Source organism: Candidatus Pseudothioglobus singularis PS1, from assembly GCF_001281385.1.
GTDB classification, from domain to species: Bacteria; Pseudomonadota; Gammaproteobacteria; order PS1; family Pseudothioglobaceae; genus Pseudothioglobus; species Pseudothioglobus singularis.
The window spans coordinates 1-17,095 of record NZ_CP006911.1; the positions used below are offsets into that span (position 1 = coordinate 1).

Sequence of the window (17,095 nt, forward strand, 5' to 3'; positions counted from 1 at the left end):
GTTGTTAATAACTGTATTATTTATTATTAAAGATGTTAATTAGTTTTCTAATTATAAGATGTTTTGTTATTTACTAACAACCCAAGTAATAATTAATTTGTTTATAAGTTAGTAATTTTGATTTTTATGTTTTCAATGTCATTTTTAATTTCTTCATTCGTTGAAATAAGACCCTTCAATTTTTCACAAGAATAGAGCACTGTAGAGTGGTCTCTATTTCCAAAGTTTTGACCTATTTTAGCTAAAGACAACGACGTTAGCTCATGACACAAATAGATAGCCATCTGTCTTGCTTTAACCAGGTGTTGTTTGCGAGAATTTGATACTAAGTCTGAGACCGTAATACCATAATACTTGCTCACAGTTTTTTGAACCTCGTTAATCTCAATGAAAAGTTTCTTTGGCCTTATAAGGTCACCTAACGCACCTTCTACAACGTCTTTGGTAATTAGCGAATGATCAATTTGAGAGAAATCCACAAAAGCCTTTAGTTTCAGCAAAGCCCCCTCCAGGTCTCTAACATTTGATATTACGTGACTTGCAATAAATAAGGCAACATCTTCTGAAAGATTAAGAGATATTTGTGGATTTTGAGATTTTTTAAGGAGAATAGCGGCTCTCATTTCAAGCTCTGGTGGAGAAAGCTGTAAATTAAGCCCTTGTGAAAATCGTGTTTTTAGCCTGTTTTCAAGGTCTTTAATATTTTTAGGAGGTTGGTCACAAGTAAAAATAATTTGTTTTTTTGTACTAAACAAAAAATTAAAAATATGAAAAAACTCTTCCTGTGATTTATCTTTCCCAGCAATTAAGTGAATATCATCAACTAATAATAGGTCAGCAGACTGATAAAAAAGCTTTACGTTTTCTATTGTATTGTGTCGAAGGCTTGTTGTGATATTTCTAACAAAATCCATAAGAGGAACATAGATAATTTTTAAGCTTGGGGTTTTTTTTAGAGCAAGGTGGCCAGCAGCCTGCATTAAATGTGTTTTTCCAAGTCCAGATTCTCCATAAATAATAAATGGGTTGTAGGGAGATGATCCTATTTTTTCAGCTATCTGCCTGCTTGCAAGAGCAGCGACTTGATTTGCACTTCCTAAAACCAAATTATCAAAGGTATATTCTGGAAATAGGGGGGTGGTGTGATGTTTGTGGGTGTTTGCTGCTTTTTTACTAGACTCCACAACTCCAAACCTTACCTTAAGTTTTTGGTCACATTCAGAGACTGCCAAAACAATTGCTGCCTCCAAGCTTTTGTGTTTGTTTATGTACTTAAGAGCAGAAGCACTGGGCGCATTTAGATAAAGAGTTTCGTTCCTTTCGCTTGCCTTAAGTGGCTTAACCCATACACTATATTCTCCTATAGGTAGAGAGTCTTTTAAAGAGGCTAAGCATTTTTCCCAGGACTGCGACATTATATTCTACAAAAGAGCGCGCAACTGTTTCGCAAGTTCAGGGCTATTATTTTTAACATTGTTTAAAACTAGTTTTAATTGCTCCATTGTAATTGTAAAAGATTCTTTTGCATGAAGTTTTTCTAATGACTTTTGAAATAAGGTTAGACCATCTTTGGTTAAAGAAGAATTTAAATCCTTTAGTACAAGAGAAGTAAATGTATAAGATGCAAGCTCCTTTTCTGAAACTAGGTTTCTATTTGTTTTAATAAAGACACTTTCAAGCGGCGGTATAGTTCTTCCATAAAAGGCAGCTAAATTTAGAGGATCTCCATTTTTAGTAGTCCCTTTAAAATTAACACCTCTTTTTGAAACAGAAAACTCTTCGTGAGTTGGAAGTATTGATGCTATAGAGAAGTTATTGTTTAAAAGTATTTGAGATAAAAGTATTTCATATCGTGAAATTACATCATTCTTTTTTAGGTTTTCATTTACATCAAAAAACCTTTCCTTTAACAACAGGCAATAACCATCTGAAGATAAGGCATAAGCGGTAGTTTGAACGTGAATATAAGGCGGATCAAAACTGAACCTTTCCTTAAAATAGTTTGAAATTAAAGAGCCCTCTGGGAGTAGATTAATTGAACTACCCACCATCGCAATTTTGCTGGATAGTCGCGATGTAAATATCTCGTGCCAATTAAATGAGTAATAAGAGGGCATAAATGGCCCTCTCACGCTTGAGTTGATAAAAATGTATGCATCGAAACTAAGCGATCTCTTGTCTCTGCTGAACTCAACTACTGCGCCGAAGTCATTATTTTTATTTTCTATATATGTATATTGAACATTTTTAAGCTTAGGAAGCTCGACACTACAAGAGCCAGAAATATAGAAAAAATATTCAATCTCATCAAAAAGTGAGGTATTCAAGAAATAGATAAAATTGTCTTTATACGTCTCGTTTAACTCATAATAATGATAAATTGTAGCTATTTTCACGATAACAAGCCTTGTTTTTTGTTGCTGAAGCGCCTATGTTAAATATAGTCAAAGTCAAAAAAATTACTTAAGCGATATTCAGTTTTAAAATAAAATTAGGAGTGTTTATGATACCCGTAATGTTGATAAAAATGATCTAAGCATTTGGAGCAATAGTTTGATTTTAGTCTTGTTAATATTGTATAACTAGTCAATGAATAATAATCCTTATAGTAGGCTTTTTGAGCCAGTCAAAATAGGCCCAGTTGTAACAAAAAACCGCTTCTATCAGGTGCCACATTGTTGCGGTATGGGACACTTGAGGCCAAAAGCACACGCGGCCATGAGAGAAACCAAAGCAAAAGGTGGTTGGGGCGTTGTAAGCACAGAGGAGGCAGAGATACATCCAAGCTCCGATTTAGCCCCCTATGTTGAGCAAAGAATTTGGGATAAAAGAGACATACCAGCATTGCGCTTAATGACTGAGGCGGTTCACAAGCATGGCGCTCTGGCTGCAATAGAATTAACACATAGTGGGCATAATTCTACAAACCTTTTTTCTAGAATTCCTGCTATGTCACCCAATGCTCAGCCTGTTAATTTTTTATATCCAAAACAATCAAGACGTATGTCAAAAAAGGATATTTCAAACTTTAGGGTTTGGCATAAAAGAGCCGCTTTGAATGCAAAAGAAGCGGGCTTTGATATAGTTTATGTATATGCAGGCCATGGCATGTCGGTAGCACAACAGTTTATATTGCCAGACATGAACAATAGAACTGACGAATATGGCGGTAGTCTAGAAAACCGTTTGCGACTCACCAGAGAACTGCTGGAGGAAACCCAAGAGGCGATTGGAGATAGTTGTGGAGTTGCTTTTCGTTTTGCAGTAGACGAGCTTAAAGGCAAAGATGGCATGCAATTTAAGGAAGAAGGGCGGGCTGTTGTTGAGCTGTTATCCGAACACCCAGATCTATGGGATGTTAATGTTTCTGATTGGTCTAATGACTCACAAACTTCACGCTTTGAGCCAAATGAGGGATATCAAATGCCTTATGTTGAGTTTGTAAAAAGCCTAACTACGAAGCCAGTCGTTGGGGTTGGTAGGCTTACGTCACCAGATTTAATGGTAAAGCTTATTGATAGGGGCGCCTTAGATCTAATTGGTGCAGCCAGACCATCTATTGCAGACCCTTACTTGCCAAATAAAATAAAAACAGAAAACACAGATCAAATTAAAGAATGTATCGGCTGTAATATTTGCGTTTCAAGTGATAATTTTTCAGTTCCAATTCGATGTACGCAAAACCCAACCATGGGTGAAGAGTGGAGAAGGGGTTGGGATCCAGAGCATATAAAACCAAAATTGTCAGACCAACAGGCACTTGTTGTTGGATCTGGGCCAGCAGGTTTGGAGTGCAGCTTGCAACTTGCAAGAAGAGGATACCAAGTAACTTTAGCTGAATCAAAAAGTCAATTGGGGGGCAGGGTTTTGTTTGAGTCAGGCCTAAAGGGTCTTGCAGCCTGGAAGCGAGTTGTTGACAACAGGGTGCATGAGATTCTTCAAAAAAACAATATTGAAATATATAAAGAAAGTAAGCTTACTTCGGCCCATATCAACGAACTTGAGATAAAAAACATTTTCATAGCTACAGGCTCTAAATGGCGTAAAGACGGGGTGGGTAGAAGTCGAAGATCTCCAATTAAAGGTATTGAAAGCGTTAAAGTTTTTACACCAGAAGAGATTATTCAGGAAGAGCAAAACATCAAAGACCCAGTGATTATTTATGATGATGAGCAGGGGTATTTAGCTGGCGTTTTGGCTGACCATTTAAGCTCAAAAGGCATTGATGTAACATTTGTTACGCCTGCTAGTGTTGTTTCTCCCTGGACAGAGTCTACTTTAGAACAAAAAAGAGTACAAAAATCGCTTATCAGCGCTGGTGTTAAGATTGTTTGTAATTCATTGATAGAGAAAATTGAAAATCAGACAGCCCACCTTGAGTGTGTTTTTACAGGGGCCATCACAGAACTATCTTGTAAGTCTGTGGTTATGGTAACTGAGAGGATAGCAAACACCTCGCTTTATGATCAACTAAATGAACAAAAAGTAAGCAATAAACCTCGTTCAATTGATCAAAATATTCGACTGATTGGAGATGCTGAAGCCCCAGGACTAATAGCTGATGCAGTGTTTTCAGGGCATTTAGCTGCCCAAGACTTTGAGGCTACAGAGACTGACATTGAAAAGGCATTGTTTATGAGGGAGATGCCTAGCCTAAATGATTAATTTTAAATAGGCTGTTGAGGCTAGTTCCTAATTGATTTTCTGTGTGTTTTAGAGTAACATTGCCCTCTTTTTATGAACGCCAAAAAAATGCGTAAAACGATTGTTGCTGGAAACTGGAAAATGAACGCTAGCAAAGATTCAGTTGAGAGTCTTGTGACTGATATTTTGTTAGGAGCAAGTGATGTTAGTGCTGAAATCATAGTTTGCGCACCATTTCCATACCTCTCGCAGGTTGAGGTTTTAATTGAAGGATCCAGTTTGATGCTTGGCGCTCAAAACCTTAATGTGAATGCTTCAGGAGCATTTACGGGTGAGGTGAGTGCAGAGATGATTAAAGACTTTGGCGCCAATCACGTTATTGTTGGTCACTCTGAAAGAAGAAGTTTGTATGGCGAAACGAGTGAAATTGTTGCAGAAAAAACTAAAGCTGCAATTGATTCTGGCTTGACGCCAATTCTTTGTCTTGGTGAGTCACTTGATCAAAGAGAGTCTGGAAAAACTGAGTCGGTAGTTTCAGAACAGCTTAATAAAGTTATAAAGATGGTTGGAATAGAGGCGTTTAATAATATTATTGTTGCATACGAGCCTGTCTGGGCAATTGGAACTGGAATGACAGCCACTCCAGAACAAGCACAAGCAGTTCATAAGTTTATTCGTGATCTTCTTGCTAGTAGCAGTCAAGATATTGCTGATAAAACAGCCATACTTTATGGAGGCAGCATGAATGCGAGTAATGCAGTAGAGCTTATCTCTTGTGCTGATATAGACGGCGGCTTAATTGGCGGCGCTGCGTTAAAAGCGGAAGATTTTTTACAAATTTGTAAGGCAGGTTAATATGACATTTCAAATAATTTTAGTGGTTCATGTATTGTTGGCTTTAGGGCTAGTTGGGCTAATTTTAATACAACATGGTAAAGGCGCTGATGCGGGCGCTGCGTTCGGCTCTGGAGCGGCGGGTTCAGTTTTTGGTGCAAGAGGGGCACACTCTTTTTTGTACAAGTTAACTGCAATTTTAGCTATTGGTTTTTTTGTAACAAGTATTAGTCTTGCTTACTTTGCCTCGAATGAAAGAACCGCTTCTGATTCAGATCAAAGCATCATGTCACAGAGCGTTGTGGTTGATGACGCTTCCAACGAAGACACTAGCGAAATACCTAGTAATTAATTACTCTAGCCGTCGTGGTGAAATTGGTAGACACGCAGCCTTGAGGGGGCTGTAGCGCAAGCTGTGACGGTTCGACTCCGTCCGACGGCACCATCCTCAATTAAAGCATGACCTGCATGCATGATATTGTACAATCGCTATAGTTTCTTAACGGCTGACCTATGAAATTCATTAACAAAACCGTTCTTAAAGGAATTGGTCTGATGCTTTTGGGCATGAGCACAGTCCCCTTTTTAGATATTTTTGCCAAACTTCTAAGCGAAGATTATTCTGTGATGCAGGTGACATGGACACGATTCTTTTTTCATGCATTTTGGCTGCTCCCAATTATTTTTTGGCAAAAAGTTAATTGGAAAAGGGTTCCTGATAGTCTTGGCCTTCAATTTTTAAGGGGGCTGATGCTTACTATGGCTACCCTATTCTTTTTTGCGGCAATAAAATCAAACCCTATTCCTAGTGCGCTTACACTACTTTTTATATCACCTTTGGTTGTTGCAGTGCTGTCTCCAATGCTTCTAGGTGAGCGCTTCGATCTATTTATTGGTGTTGGGGTTTTAGTTGGGTTTTTTGGGGTGGTAATCGTTCTGCAGCCAACAGGAGATGATTTTAAGCCAAGCCTTTTGTTGGCTGTCGTTGCAGGCATCTGCTACGCGCTTTATATTATTTTTACAAAAAAACTATCTTTTAAGGCGCCGCCCGTACTTACTCTTTTTTATTCTGCCCTTGTAGGGATTTTAATAATGTCACCTCTTGCTTTTGCTTCTTGGTCTGCGCCAGATTTAAGGGGTTTTTTGTTAGGGGCTGCTATGGGCTTTTTTGCAGCCGCCTCACATTTTATGATTATTAAAGCGTTTGAATTTGCAAGTGCCTCTGAACTAAGTCCTTTTAATTACTTTGAAATTGTAGGTGCCATCTCACTTAGTTACATTGTGTTTGGCTATGTCCCAAATTTTCAAGCGATACTGGGTTTGTTTGTAATTATTGGAAGCGGTTTATATGTATCTTGGCACGTAATGAAAAACAATCAAGGAGATGATCAAGATAAAGAAAAACTTATAGAGCCACTATAAGCTCTTAAGGCTAATTATCACCTATTTTTATTAAGAAAGTATTGACCTATTGAAGACACAAGATTTAATCGATCCAATATAATATTTGAGGTTTATTTTTTTAATAATGTCCTTATATATCTAACAATTCAAATAAATAAATATCTTTATGAACTGGCGAACAAAAACAGAATCAAAAATTGAGCTCTTTTCTGATTGGCTTTTTGAAAATGCAAAGATAACAATTGTAGTTATTTTTGTCCTTGTTGCTGGGATTGCATCTCAACTTCCATCATTAAAAATTGATACTACCACAGAGGGTTTTTTGCATAAATCAGACCCAATGCGAGTTCAGTACGATGAGTTTAGAGACCAGTTTGGTCGAGACGAAAAGTTAATGATTGCAGTTAAAACTCAAAATATTTTTGATTTAGATTTTTTAGAAAAACTCGATCGCTTTCATCATGCCCTAGAAGACGAGCTTCCAAATATTAAAGGAGTAGATTCCCTGATCAATGCCAGAAACACCTATGGGATTGAGGGAGAGCTAATTGTTGAGCCTTTAATTGATAACCTTCCCCAAAATAATGAAGATTTGATTAGTCTTAAGGAAACAGTTACTAACAATAGTCTTTATAAAAACTCACTTTACAGTGAAGATTTTAGGATGACTACGGTCACAATTGACACAGAAACTTACTCCAACAATGGCGCTTCCCAAGATGCTACTAATCTTGAATTTGACGACAGCCTTGAATTTGACGACAGCCTTGAATTTGATGATGACTCAATTGGCGGGCAGAGGCTATATTTAACTGATGCTGAAAATGATGAAATTATTTCTCAAACCCAACAAATAATGCAGCGCTTTAATGATGATAATTTTGAAATATACTTGTCAGGTTCTGCAGCAATTGCAGGAATATTCAAGCAAGCACTAATGAACGATTCTGTTATTTTTATAAGCTTAATGATGATTGTTATTATGATTGTCCTGTTTGTTTTGTTCAGAAGAATTTCAGGCGTCATTCTTCCTCTTTCATGCGTTTCTCTTACGCTGATAATGACTGTTTCATTGATGTCTATTTTTTCAGCTCCGTTTACTATGGCGACCCAAATCATGCCAACTTTCTTGTTGGCGGTTGTTACGAGTGCTTCAATTCATCTCTTAGCTGTATTCTATAAAGACTTTGCTAAAACAAATGACAAAAAGAAATCCCTTAGGTATGCGATGGGACATTCAGGGTTAGCAATTATTATGACATCGGTAACTACGGCAGTTGGACTCTGGTCTTTTTCTTTCTCAGGTGTTGCGCCTGTAGCAGATCTTGGGGTGTTTGCGAGCAGCGGCGTTATGGTTGGGCTAGTTTTCACGCTTGTTTTTTTGCCTGCACTAGTTTCAGTAACTAACTTTAAGGTTGTTAAACAAAAGTCTAGTGAGGATGAACACTCTCTAATGGATAGAGCACTTATTGGAATTAGTGTCTTTGCCACTACTAGGCCAAAATTAATTATTTCTGTTAGTACGGTGCTAATAATTTGTGCGGCCATTATTGCAGCCCAGTTGAGGTTTTCTCATTTTCCTCTTCAATGGCTTCCAGAAGACAATTTTGCTCGAGTGGCAACAGAGGCTGTCGATGAAAATTTAAAAGGCTCACTCACGCTTGAGGTCATTATTGATACTGAAAAGACAAATGGACTTTACAATCCTGAACTACTAAGAGTGATTGATGATGTATCTAAAAATATAAACTCTATATCTACGGGGAACATGTTTGTAGGAAAGGTTATAAGCTATATTGATGTCATTAAAGAGACCAACAGAGCACTTAACGAAAACAGGGATGAGTACTATGCTATTCCTGATGATTCCGATCTTATAGCCCAAGAATTTTTGCTTTTTGAAAGCAGTGGCAATAATGACCTTGCAAGCCTTGTTGATGCAAACTATTCGAAGGCAAGGCTAACATTAAAAACACCTTTTATTGATTCTCTTGAGGCAAACACTTTTATTGATAATGCTCAAATTTATTTAGACCAAAAATTTGGCTCATTGGCAAAGGTGACCTTTACTGGTATAGGAACCTTGATGACAGTGACTTTTGAAGAGGCAATTTATAGCAGCGCAGTGAGCTATATTTTAGCTTTTTCACTTATCACAATTCTCATGGTGCTATTAATAGGCAACTTAAAAATTGGGCTAATCAGCATGATACCCAACCTGCTGCCGATTGTCATTCTATCAACAATTATGGTTATTTTTAAAATGCCACTAGATATGTTCACTTTGTTGATTGGAGCAATTGCGCTGGGCTTGGCTGTTGATGATACCGTGCATTTTATGCACAACTTTAGAAGGTATGAGCTTCAATACAATGATGTGGATAAGGCTGTCCGATTAACCTTGATGGGTACTGGAAGGGCTATAACTTTAACTTCAATCGTTCTAGCGCTCGGATTTTTGGTGCTTACTTTTTCACAAATGAACAACATGTTTGATTTTGGCGTGCTTACAGCAAGTGCAATTTTGGTGGCTCTTTTGGCTGATTTTTTCCTGATGCCTGCAATAATGAAGTTAATCATTAAAGACAGAGCTAGTTTATAAATAACATAATGCTAGAGCCATAGAAAAGGGCGCTAACGCGCCCTTTGAAATTTTATTTATTTGACTTTAAGCTTGTGCCTGAGCCATAACCTCTTCAACAAAGTTATCTTCTTTCTTTTCTATTCCCTCTCCAACCTCGTATCTGACAAAAGACTCAACTTCGGAGTTATTAGATTTAACAAGCTCTCCTACAGTGACATCTGGATCTTTTACAAAGGATTGACCATAAAGGGTAACCTCATTAACAAACTTTTTCATCCTTCCAACTATCATTTTTTCAATAATGTTCTCTGGCTTTCCACTTTCTCTAGCTTGTTCAATAAAAATTGCCTTTTCTCTTTCAAGGAGTTCTTCAGAGAGTTGATCTTCGCTGATACATTCAGGCCTTGAGGCGGCAATATGCATAGCCACATCTTTTGCTAAGGCTGAGTCTTGAGATGCTAGAACTGTTAGAACCGCGATACGATCGCCATGTTTATAAGCACCTAAAATACCTGTTTTAGTGCTTATAATTTGTACCCTTCTCACAGAAATATTTTCGCCTATCTTTGCAATAATGTTTTCTCTTGCTTCATCAACAGTTTCCCCAGAATCAAGCTTTTGACCCAAAAAACTTTCTACTGACTCCGGCTTGTTCTTAAGAGCTAAACGACCAAGCGAGTCAACAAAATCAATAAAAGCTGAGCCTTTTGTGACAAAGTCTGTTTCTGAGTTGACTTCAAGAATAGCAGCTTGTTTGTTGTCGTCACTAATTGTAACGTTAACAAGCCCTTCAGATGCAACACGACCTGCTTTTTTAGCAGCTTTTGCTGCACCAGATGCACGCATCAAGTCAATTGCTGCCTCAAGATCCGCATTGGTTTCAACCAATGCTTTTTTGCAGTCCATCATTCCTGCGCCTGTTCTGTCTCTTAATTCTTTAACTAAAGCGGCTGTAATTGCCATAATTCATCTCCTTTGAATACTGTGCTTGATTGTTAATCTGTTTCAGCTTTTGTAGCAGCTGGCTTCTTAGCAGCTGGCTTCTTAGCAGCTGGCTTCTTAGCAGCTGGCTTCTTAGCAGCTGGCTTCTTAGCAGCTGGCTTCTTAGCAGCTGGCTTCTTAGCAGCTGGCTTCTTAACAGCAGGCTTCTTTTCTTCAGCAGCAGCTTCAGTAGCTGGCTTCTTTTCTTCAGCAGCAGCTTCAGTAGCTGGCTTCTTTTCTTCAGCAGCAGCTTCAGTAGCTGGCTTCTTTTCTTCAGCAGCAGCTTCAGTAGCTGGCTTCTTTTCTTCAGCAGCAGCTTCAGTAGCTGGCTTCTTTTCTTCAGCAGCAGCTTCAGTAACTGGCTCAACAGCTGGCTTAGTTTCTACAATAGAAGCTTTAGCTTCAAGAACTGCATCTGCAATCTTTCTTGCATAATAACTAATCGCCCGAATTGAGTCGTCATTTCCTGCTATGACGTAATCAATGCCTTCAGGGTTATGATTAGAGTCAACAACACCAATGATAGGCAAGCGAAGAGTTCGCGCTTCTCTGACAGCATTTTTTTCGTGACCAATGTCAACAACAAAAACAACATCAGGAATGCTTCCAAGATCCTTAATTCCCCCAAGACTTCTCTCTAGCTTTTCCATCTCTCTTGTCATTACTAGGGCTTCTTTTTTTGTAAATTGTGCGAAGTTTTCTTCAGCAAGAAACTCTAAGTCCTTAAGGCGTTTTATCGAGGCCTTAATAGTTTTATAGTTTGTCATCATTCCGCCTAGCCAGCGGTGATTAACGTAGGGCATTCCACATCGGATTGCCTCTTCTTTGATAATATTGCTTGCCGCTCTCTTTGTTCCAACAAAAAGAATAGACCCACCCTGCGAAGCAGTTTTGCTTGCAAAATTCAGGACATCATTAAATTGTGGTAATGTTTTTTCAAGATTAATTATGTGAACACCATTTCGTGTTCCGTAGATATAAGGCTCCATTTTTGGGTGCCAAAAACGAGACCTATGGCCGAAGTGAACACCGGCCTCTAACATTTTTTTCATTGACGCTTTCGCCATACATTTCTCCTGGGTTAAGACTTCCACATTGCCTATTAGCCAACCCCTTTTAAAGGGCACCCTGGCTAATATTGGGGCTCTGTGTGATACGTTAAATTACCAGTCTTGTTATTATAAGACCAGACCGCTTCCAGCCAAATTGCTGAAAGGCGATGATTATCCCATATTTTTTTGAAATAAGCAAAGACTATTTGCCTGTCTTTTGCTCTTGGGCACTGGCGTTCAGCTTATGCACATAAACTGAACACTATAAAAAAACACACTTTATAATGATGTCTTTTACAAAAATTATTACCAAATATTGGTTATGATGGTAGTTAGGCCTAAATAAAGGGGAGGCTATATTACATATTTGATTTTATGCTATGAAGGTTGCTATTATTGGAAGCGGAATATCCGGCTTGACTGCGGCGTATCTGCTTCACAAAGAACACGATATTACTGTTTTTGAGGCTAACGATTATATCGGTGGCCACACGCATACACATGAAATCAAACAAAATGATAAGCTCTGGAGCGTAGATTCAGGTTTTATTGTTTATAACGAAAAAACCTATCCAAACTTTATAAGTCTTTTGCATAAATTAAAAGTTGAGGTTCAAAAAACTTCAATGGGCTTCAGTGTTAAATCTCCATCTAAGAATCTTGAATATTCAGGCGACTCTTTAAATACTATTTTTGCCCAAAGAAGAAACTTATTAAAGCCTTCGTTCTTGATTATGCTTAAAGACATTCTTCGTTTTAACCGCATTGCAGTTAAAGAGCTTTTAACAGTTGACCAGTCAACAACAATCAGCGATTTTCTTAAGAGACATAACTTTAGTAGTCATTTTATTGAGAACTATATTATTCCAATGGGAGCTGCAATTTGGTCCACAGCTGCTGAAAAAACAACAGAAATGCCTGCTGCTTTTTATATTCGTTTTTTTAAGAATCATGGTTTGCTCCAAGTATTTAATCGTCCTCAATGGTTCGTAATTAAGGGCGGCTCAAAGTCATATGTTAAAAAGATAATTGCAGGCTTTAAAGAAAATATTTTGCTTTCTTCGGCAGTTAAAGGAGTTGTTAGGACTCCTGACGGTGTTATGATTTATCATGATAAAGATAAGGACCCTATAAAATTTGATAAAGTTATTTTTGCTACCCATAGTGACCAGGCCCTGGCTTTGCTGAAAGACCCAAGTGACAATGAGTTATCAATTTTGAGTGCACTGCCCTATCAAAAAAACATAGCAATATTGCATACTGACAACTCTCTAATGCCAAAAATTAAAACAACATGGTCAAGCTGGAATTACTTGTTAAGCAGCGATCCAGGCAAGCCAGTTACGCTTACCTATAATATGAATATCTTGCAGTCACTTGATGCTCAGCCAGACTTCCTGGTAACGCTTAATAGTAGCAGTGAGATTGATCCAACTAAAATAATTAAAAAGATTGAATATCACCACCCCCTCTTTACAGTTGACGGTGTAAAGGCGCAGAAGAGAAAAACAGAGATTAGTGGCGCTAACAATACATTTTATTGCGGCGCATACTGGGGCAATGGCTTTCATGAAGACGGTGTTAATAGTGCTCTTGAGGTTTGCAAAGACTTTGGGGTGTTGTTGTGAGCCTCTCCAAAACGCATCATCTATATTGGGGCACCATCAGTCATCATCGACATACCCCATTTAATCGTTTTTTCAGCTACCCCATTTTTATGGCATATGTTGATATTTCAAGTTTAGCTTCAATAATGAAGACATCTTTACTATGGAACATTAATAAGCCTGCGATTGTCTCATTCAAAAGAAAGGACTATCATGGCGATCCCTCAATAGGGCTTGAAAGCGCAGTAAGAAAAACCCTTTTTGAAAAAACTGGAAAACAATTTAATGGCCCAATAAGACTTCTAACGCATTTAAGATATTTTGGTCATTGTTTTAATCCTGTAAGCTTCTATTATTGTTTCGACGATAAGGACAAAAAAGTGGAGGCTATAATGGCAGAAGTTACAAATACACCATGGAAAGAGAGACACACTTATGTCATACACGAAAAATCAGAAACAGATAAAAAGATGAGCTTTACTGCGACACCAAAAAAACAGTTCCATGTAAGCCCTTTTTGGGGAATGGACCATGATTATGAGTGGTTTTTCTCTAATCCAGAGGAGGGCTTAAACGTAATCATGAAAAACTATAAAGATGGAGAAAAGGTTTTCAATGTTGCGCTCAGCCTCAAAAGAAAAGCCTTTAATAGTAAGGGCTTAATCAAGGCTGTTCTTAGATTCCCTCTTGCAACCCTTGTAGTGGTTTACAGAATACATTGGCAGGCCCTTATGCTTTTGATTAGAAGGGCGCCTTTTTTCACTCACCCAGATAAATTATGACTATAGAAAAACAAAATAAAGATAAGCTCTCTGTTGATAGTTTAGCTAACAGTATTCAAAAAAAACAGAAGGGCTCTCGAATGACTTCTTTTTTTAAAAGCGTATTATTTAGAAAACTAAGGGGCATCAGCAGTGGAGAGCTTACGATTATTGATGGCAACAACAAGCATACTTTTGGGAATTCAAGTTCCAAGTTTAAAGCTGAGCTTGAAGTGTTCTCGCAAGAATTTTATGTGTTTTTGGGCAGTGGAGGAACGAATGGTGCTGCAGAAGCATACACCGCTGGATATTGGGGCTCTAATAATCTTGTAGGCTTAATTCAACTCATCATAAAAAACAAAGATACTATGATGGGCCTAGAGTCGGGAATGGCAAGGCTTGCCAATCCAATAACAAAATTTATTCATAAACAAAGACAAAACACACTTCAAGGCAGCAAGAATAATATCCTGGCGCATTATGATTTGAGTAATGATTTTTATAAGCTATGGCTTGATCCAACAATGACATATTCAAGTGGAGTCTTTTCAAAAAAAGACGCAAGCATGCAAGAGGCTTCAGTAGAGAAACTTGATAGAGTTTGCAGAAAACTTAATCTTTCAAGTAAAGACCATGTTTTGGAAATTGGAACAGGTTGGGGTAGTTTTGCAGTTCACGCTGTGAAAAACTATGGGTGTAAAGTCACCACCACGACTATTTCTGACAATCAGTTTCAATACGCTTCTGAGCTCATTTCTAAAGAGGGACTTAAAGATAAGATAACGCTTCTCAGTAAAGACTATCGCGAGCTTGAAGGAACTTTTGACAAGGTGGTATCAATCGAAATGATTGAGGCTGTTGGGGCAGAATATGTTCCTGGTTTTTTTGAAAAGGCCTCCTCACTTTTGAAAACAAATGGACTAATGGCGCTTCAAGGAATAACTTACAACGATCCTGATTTTGATGCTTACAAAAACTCAGTAGACTTTATAAGGAAATATATATTTCCAGGATCGTGTCTAGTTGCGATGCCACAAATACTTAATGCCATTAAGGAAAAAACGGATATGGTTATGGTGGACTCTGAAGACATAACCCAGCACTATGCTAGAACGCTTGAAATTTGGCGAGAAGACTTTCAAAAAGTTTTGCCACAGATTAAAGAGCTTGGGTTTTCGGAGCCATTCACAAGGATATGGAATTTTTACTTAGTCTATTGTGAAGCAGGATTTCTTGAAAACTTAATTGGAGACTTTCAGTTTGTTTTTGCCAAGCCAGATTCAAAAAACATCCAAATTACATACTAACTTATGATTACTTTATTAATACTACTTGCAGAAAAAGGACTATTGCCAGACGCGATAATTAGACTGGGTATCAGGCGACTTTGCAGGCAACGCTTAGTTGATGCTTCAAATATTAATGAGACGCTAATGGAGCAAGAGCATGCTGCCTGGATTGATGTTTTGAAAGAGAGTCCAATTGCACTTGTGCCAGAAAAAGCAAACGAACAGCATTATGAGGTTCCGCCAAGGCTTTTTGAGCTAGTGTTGGGAGATAGGTTAAAGTACAGCTCGGGCCTATGGCCTGAGGGCGTCTCTTCGTTAGACGAGTCTGAAGTTGCTATGCTCAAGCTAACAACTGACAGGGCGGGCTTAGTAGATGGCCAAGATGTTTTAGAGTTGGGCTGTGGATGGGGGTCTTTGACTCTTTACATGGCAGAGTGTTTTCCAAAATCTAAAATTACTGCAGTCAGCAACTCAAATGACCAGAGGCAATTTATTGAGGCAAGATGCGAAGAGCGCAATTTAAAAAACGTTGAGATAATCACAGCAGATATGAATGACTTTGAGACGACAAAGCTATTCGACCGAGTCATCTCCATTGAAATGTTTGAGCATATGCGCAACTATGAAAAATTGCTAGGAAGGGTGAACGTTTGGCTTAAAAACAAGGGGAAGCTGTTTGTACATATTTTCTCCCATCAGAAAATTGCCTATCCATTTGAAGATAATGACGATGCTGATTGGATGGCGAGAGAGTTTTTTAGCGGAGGCCAAATGCCTTCCCATAGGCTATTAATGAGCTTTCCAGGTCAAATGAAAATAGAAAAAGACTGGAGGGTGAGCGGAACGCACTATGAAAAAACCTCTCTTGCTTGGCTTCAAAAAATGGACAAAAATAAAGCTGAAGTTTTAGAGCTCTTTAAGAAAACTTATGGCGAAAGTGACGCCAACTCATGGTTCCAAAGATGGCGAATTTTTTTCATGTCGTGTGAGGTTCTTTTTGGCTTTAACCGCGGCTCTGAATGGGGAGTCTCTCATTATCTTTTTGAGAAGCCACAATGATTAAAGATTATGGCGCCATTGCCTTATGCATTTTAACGGCGTATGTTATTGCTATAGCGGCTTCAGTTGAGGGGGTAATTTTTTATGGGCTTCCTGTAATTCTTTTTTGCGCTGTTGTAAGTTTTGTGACGCATTGGATTATTGCGGTGCCTTCATTAATTACAAGTTCAGAAAAATATTTTGACTTTACGGGAATGATTGCAACGCTTCTTGTTGTTTCAGCCTCAATATTTGCGCTCTTGAGTTCTGGAGAAGAAGCCTCAATTCGTGCGGTGGTCGTTGCTACTTTTGTGTCTGTATGGACATTAAGGCTGGGAATATTTCTTTATAAAAGAATAGTGAAAGCTGGAGAAGACAGAAGGTTTAGAGATATTAAAAAGTCACTTCCAAAATTTTTAATGACCTGGACTTTGTCAGCCCTGTGGGTCTTCTTAACTACTGTAAATGCTATTACTATAATCGCACTGAACCCACTTGAGCCAGTTGGCGTATTTTTTGTTCTGGGAACAGTGCTTTGGCTTTTAGGCTTTGGCTTTGAAGTGGTTGCTGACAGACAAAAAAAGCACTTCAGTGAACAGCCTGAAAATATAGATAGGTTTATCAGTCATGGCCTTTGGTCTGTTTCTAGACACCCAAACTATTTTGGAGAAATTATCTTGTGGACAGGCATTGCAATCATCTCGTTGCCATTTCTATCAAGTTGGCAGTTTGTGAGCCTTGTCTCCCCTCTATTTGTGTTCCTCCTTTTGACAAAAATAAGTGGACTTCCTTTTTTAGAAGAGAAGGCTGAAAAAAAATGGGGAAAAGACAAAGCCTATGTCGAATACAAAAATAAAACACCAATACTAATTCCTTTTTTTGGAAAAAGACACTAACAAAT

14 protein-coding genes and 1 tRNA gene are annotated in these 17,095 nt (G+C 38.2%); 11 read left to right on the forward strand and 4 right to left on the reverse strand.

Annotation, left to right across the window (positions count from 1 at the left end):
* Positions 1-101: 101 nt before the first annotated feature.
* Complete coding sequence (gene dnaA / locus W908_RS00005) at positions 102-1,415, reverse strand: chromosomal replication initiator protein DnaA (RefSeq protein ID WP_053819438.1); 1,314 nt, start codon at positions 1,413-1,415, stop codon at positions 102-104.
* Between the two features lie 6 nt (positions 1,416-1,421).
* Positions 1,422-2,327 carry a hypothetical protein gene (locus W908_RS00010; RefSeq protein ID WP_144417899.1) on the reverse strand — a complete coding sequence of 302 codons (906 nt, stop codon included), beginning with the start codon at positions 2,325-2,327 and terminating at the stop codon, positions 1,422-1,424.
* 262 nt (positions 2,328-2,589) lie between these two features.
* On the opposite strand from W908_RS00010, the gene W908_RS00015 reads away from it, so the two are divergent.
* The 6 genes from W908_RS00015 (at position 2,590) to W908_RS00040 (ending at position 9,484) form a co-directional block, all read left to right on the forward strand.
* Positions 2,590-4,665, forward strand: coding sequence for an oxidoreductase (locus W908_RS00015; RefSeq protein ID WP_082344987.1), 2,076 nt, complete (start codon positions 2,590-2,592; stop codon positions 4,663-4,665).
* 72 nt (positions 4,666-4,737) lie between these two features.
* Complete coding sequence (tpiA, locus tag W908_RS00020) at positions 4,738-5,499, forward strand: triose-phosphate isomerase (protein ID WP_053819440.1); 762 nt, start codon at positions 4,738-4,740, stop codon at positions 5,497-5,499.
* A gap of 1 nt (position 5,500) precedes the next feature.
* Positions 5,501-5,830: a preprotein translocase subunit SecG gene (gene secG, locus W908_RS00025; protein WP_053819441.1), complete on the forward strand. Its 330-nt coding sequence runs from the start codon at positions 5,501-5,503 to the stop codon at positions 5,828-5,830.
* A gap of 8 nt (positions 5,831-5,838) precedes the next feature.
* A tRNA-Leu gene (locus tag W908_RS00030) sits at positions 5,839-5,923 on the forward strand.
* Between the two features lie 68 nt (positions 5,924-5,991).
* Positions 5,992-6,900, forward strand: a complete 909-nt coding sequence (locus W908_RS00035; protein ID WP_053819442.1) for a DMT family transporter — start codon at positions 5,992-5,994, stop codon at positions 6,898-6,900.
* A 148-nt stretch (positions 6,901-7,048) separates the two neighbouring features.
* Positions 7,049-9,484, forward strand: coding sequence for an efflux RND transporter permease subunit (locus W908_RS00040; RefSeq protein WP_053819443.1), 2,436 nt, complete (start codon positions 7,049-7,051; stop codon positions 9,482-9,484).
* Between the two features lie 66 nt (positions 9,485-9,550).
* On the opposite strand, the gene tsf is transcribed toward W908_RS00040, so the two are convergent.
* The gene (gene tsf, locus W908_RS00045; protein ID WP_053819444.1) at positions 9,551-10,429 is read right to left on the reverse strand and encodes a translation elongation factor Ts; all 879 of its coding nucleotides are present in this window, start codon (positions 10,427-10,429) and stop codon (positions 9,551-9,553) included.
* 32 nt (positions 10,430-10,461) lie between these two features.
* On the reverse strand, positions 10,462-11,499 hold the full coding sequence (gene rpsB / locus W908_RS00050; RefSeq protein ID WP_335334133.1) for a 30S ribosomal protein S2: 1,038 nt from the start codon (positions 11,497-11,499) through the stop codon (positions 10,462-10,464).
* A 380-nt stretch (positions 11,500-11,879) separates the two neighbouring features.
* On the opposite strand from rpsB, the gene W908_RS00055 reads away from it, so the two are divergent.
* From W908_RS00055 to W908_RS00075, 5 genes are read left to right on the forward strand one after another with little or no spacing between them, the layout of a single operon-like run.
* Entirely contained in the window at positions 11,880-13,127 is a 1,248-nt protein-coding gene (locus W908_RS00055; RefSeq protein ID WP_053819446.1) for an NAD(P)/FAD-dependent oxidoreductase, read from the forward strand.
* The gene (locus W908_RS00060; protein ID WP_236849150.1) at positions 13,100-13,888 is read left to right on the forward strand and encodes a DUF1365 domain-containing protein; all 789 of its coding nucleotides are present in this window, start codon (positions 13,100-13,102) and stop codon (positions 13,886-13,888) included. The genes W908_RS00055 and W908_RS00060 overlap by 28 nt, the downstream gene beginning before the upstream one ends.
* Complete coding sequence (locus W908_RS00065; protein WP_053819448.1) at positions 13,885-15,174, forward strand: SAM-dependent methyltransferase; 1,290 nt, start codon at positions 13,885-13,887, stop codon at positions 15,172-15,174. Before W908_RS00060 ends, W908_RS00065 begins: the two co-directional genes overlap by 4 nt.
* A 3-nt stretch (positions 15,175-15,177) precedes the next feature.
* The gene (locus tag W908_RS00070; protein WP_053819449.1) at positions 15,178-16,215 is read left to right on the forward strand and encodes an SAM-dependent methyltransferase; all 1,038 of its coding nucleotides are present in this window, start codon (positions 15,178-15,180) and stop codon (positions 16,213-16,215) included.
* Positions 16,212-17,090 (forward strand): DUF1295 domain-containing protein, encoded by an 879-nt coding sequence (locus W908_RS00075; RefSeq protein ID WP_053819450.1) that lies wholly within the window; start codon positions 16,212-16,214, stop codon positions 17,088-17,090. Before W908_RS00070 ends, W908_RS00075 begins: the two co-directional genes overlap by 4 nt.
* Positions 17,091-17,095: the final 5 nt, after the last annotated feature.

Coding starts and splice junctions, on each gene's coding strand:
- W908_RS00055 (WP_053819446.1), top strand. CDS start 11,880: ATGAAGGTTGCTATTATTGGAAGCGGAATATCCGGCTTGACTGCGGCG.
- W908_RS00015 (WP_082344987.1), top strand. CDS start 2,590: ATGAATAATAATCCTTATAGTAGGCTTTTTGAGCCAGTCAAAATAGGC.
- secG (WP_053819441.1), top strand. CDS start 5,501: ATGACATTTCAAATAATTTTAGTGGTTCATGTATTGTTGGCTTTAGGG.
- W908_RS00065 (WP_053819448.1), top strand. CDS start 13,885: ATGACTATAGAAAAACAAAATAAAGATAAGCTCTCTGTTGATAGTTTA.
- rpsB (WP_335334133.1), bottom strand. CDS start 11,499: ATGAAAAAAATGTTAGAGGCCGGTGTTCACTTCGGCCATAGGTCTCGT.
- tsf (WP_053819444.1), bottom strand. CDS start 10,429: ATGGCAATTACAGCCGCTTTAGTTAAAGAATTAAGAGACAGAACAGGC.
- W908_RS00070 (WP_053819449.1), top strand. CDS start 15,178: ATGATTACTTTATTAATACTACTTGCAGAAAAAGGACTATTGCCAGAC.
- W908_RS00035 (WP_053819442.1), top strand. CDS start 5,992: ATGAAATTCATTAACAAAACCGTTCTTAAAGGAATTGGTCTGATGCTT.
- W908_RS00040 (WP_053819443.1), top strand. CDS start 7,049: ATGAACTGGCGAACAAAAACAGAATCAAAAATTGAGCTCTTTTCTGAT.
- tpiA (WP_053819440.1), top strand. CDS start 4,738: ATGAACGCCAAAAAAATGCGTAAAACGATTGTTGCTGGAAACTGGAAA.
- W908_RS00075 (WP_053819450.1), top strand. CDS start 16,212: ATGATTAAAGATTATGGCGCCATTGCCTTATGCATTTTAACGGCGTAT.
- dnaA (WP_053819438.1), bottom strand. CDS start 1,415: ATGTCGCAGTCCTGGGAAAAATGCTTAGCCTCTTTAAAAGACTCTCTA.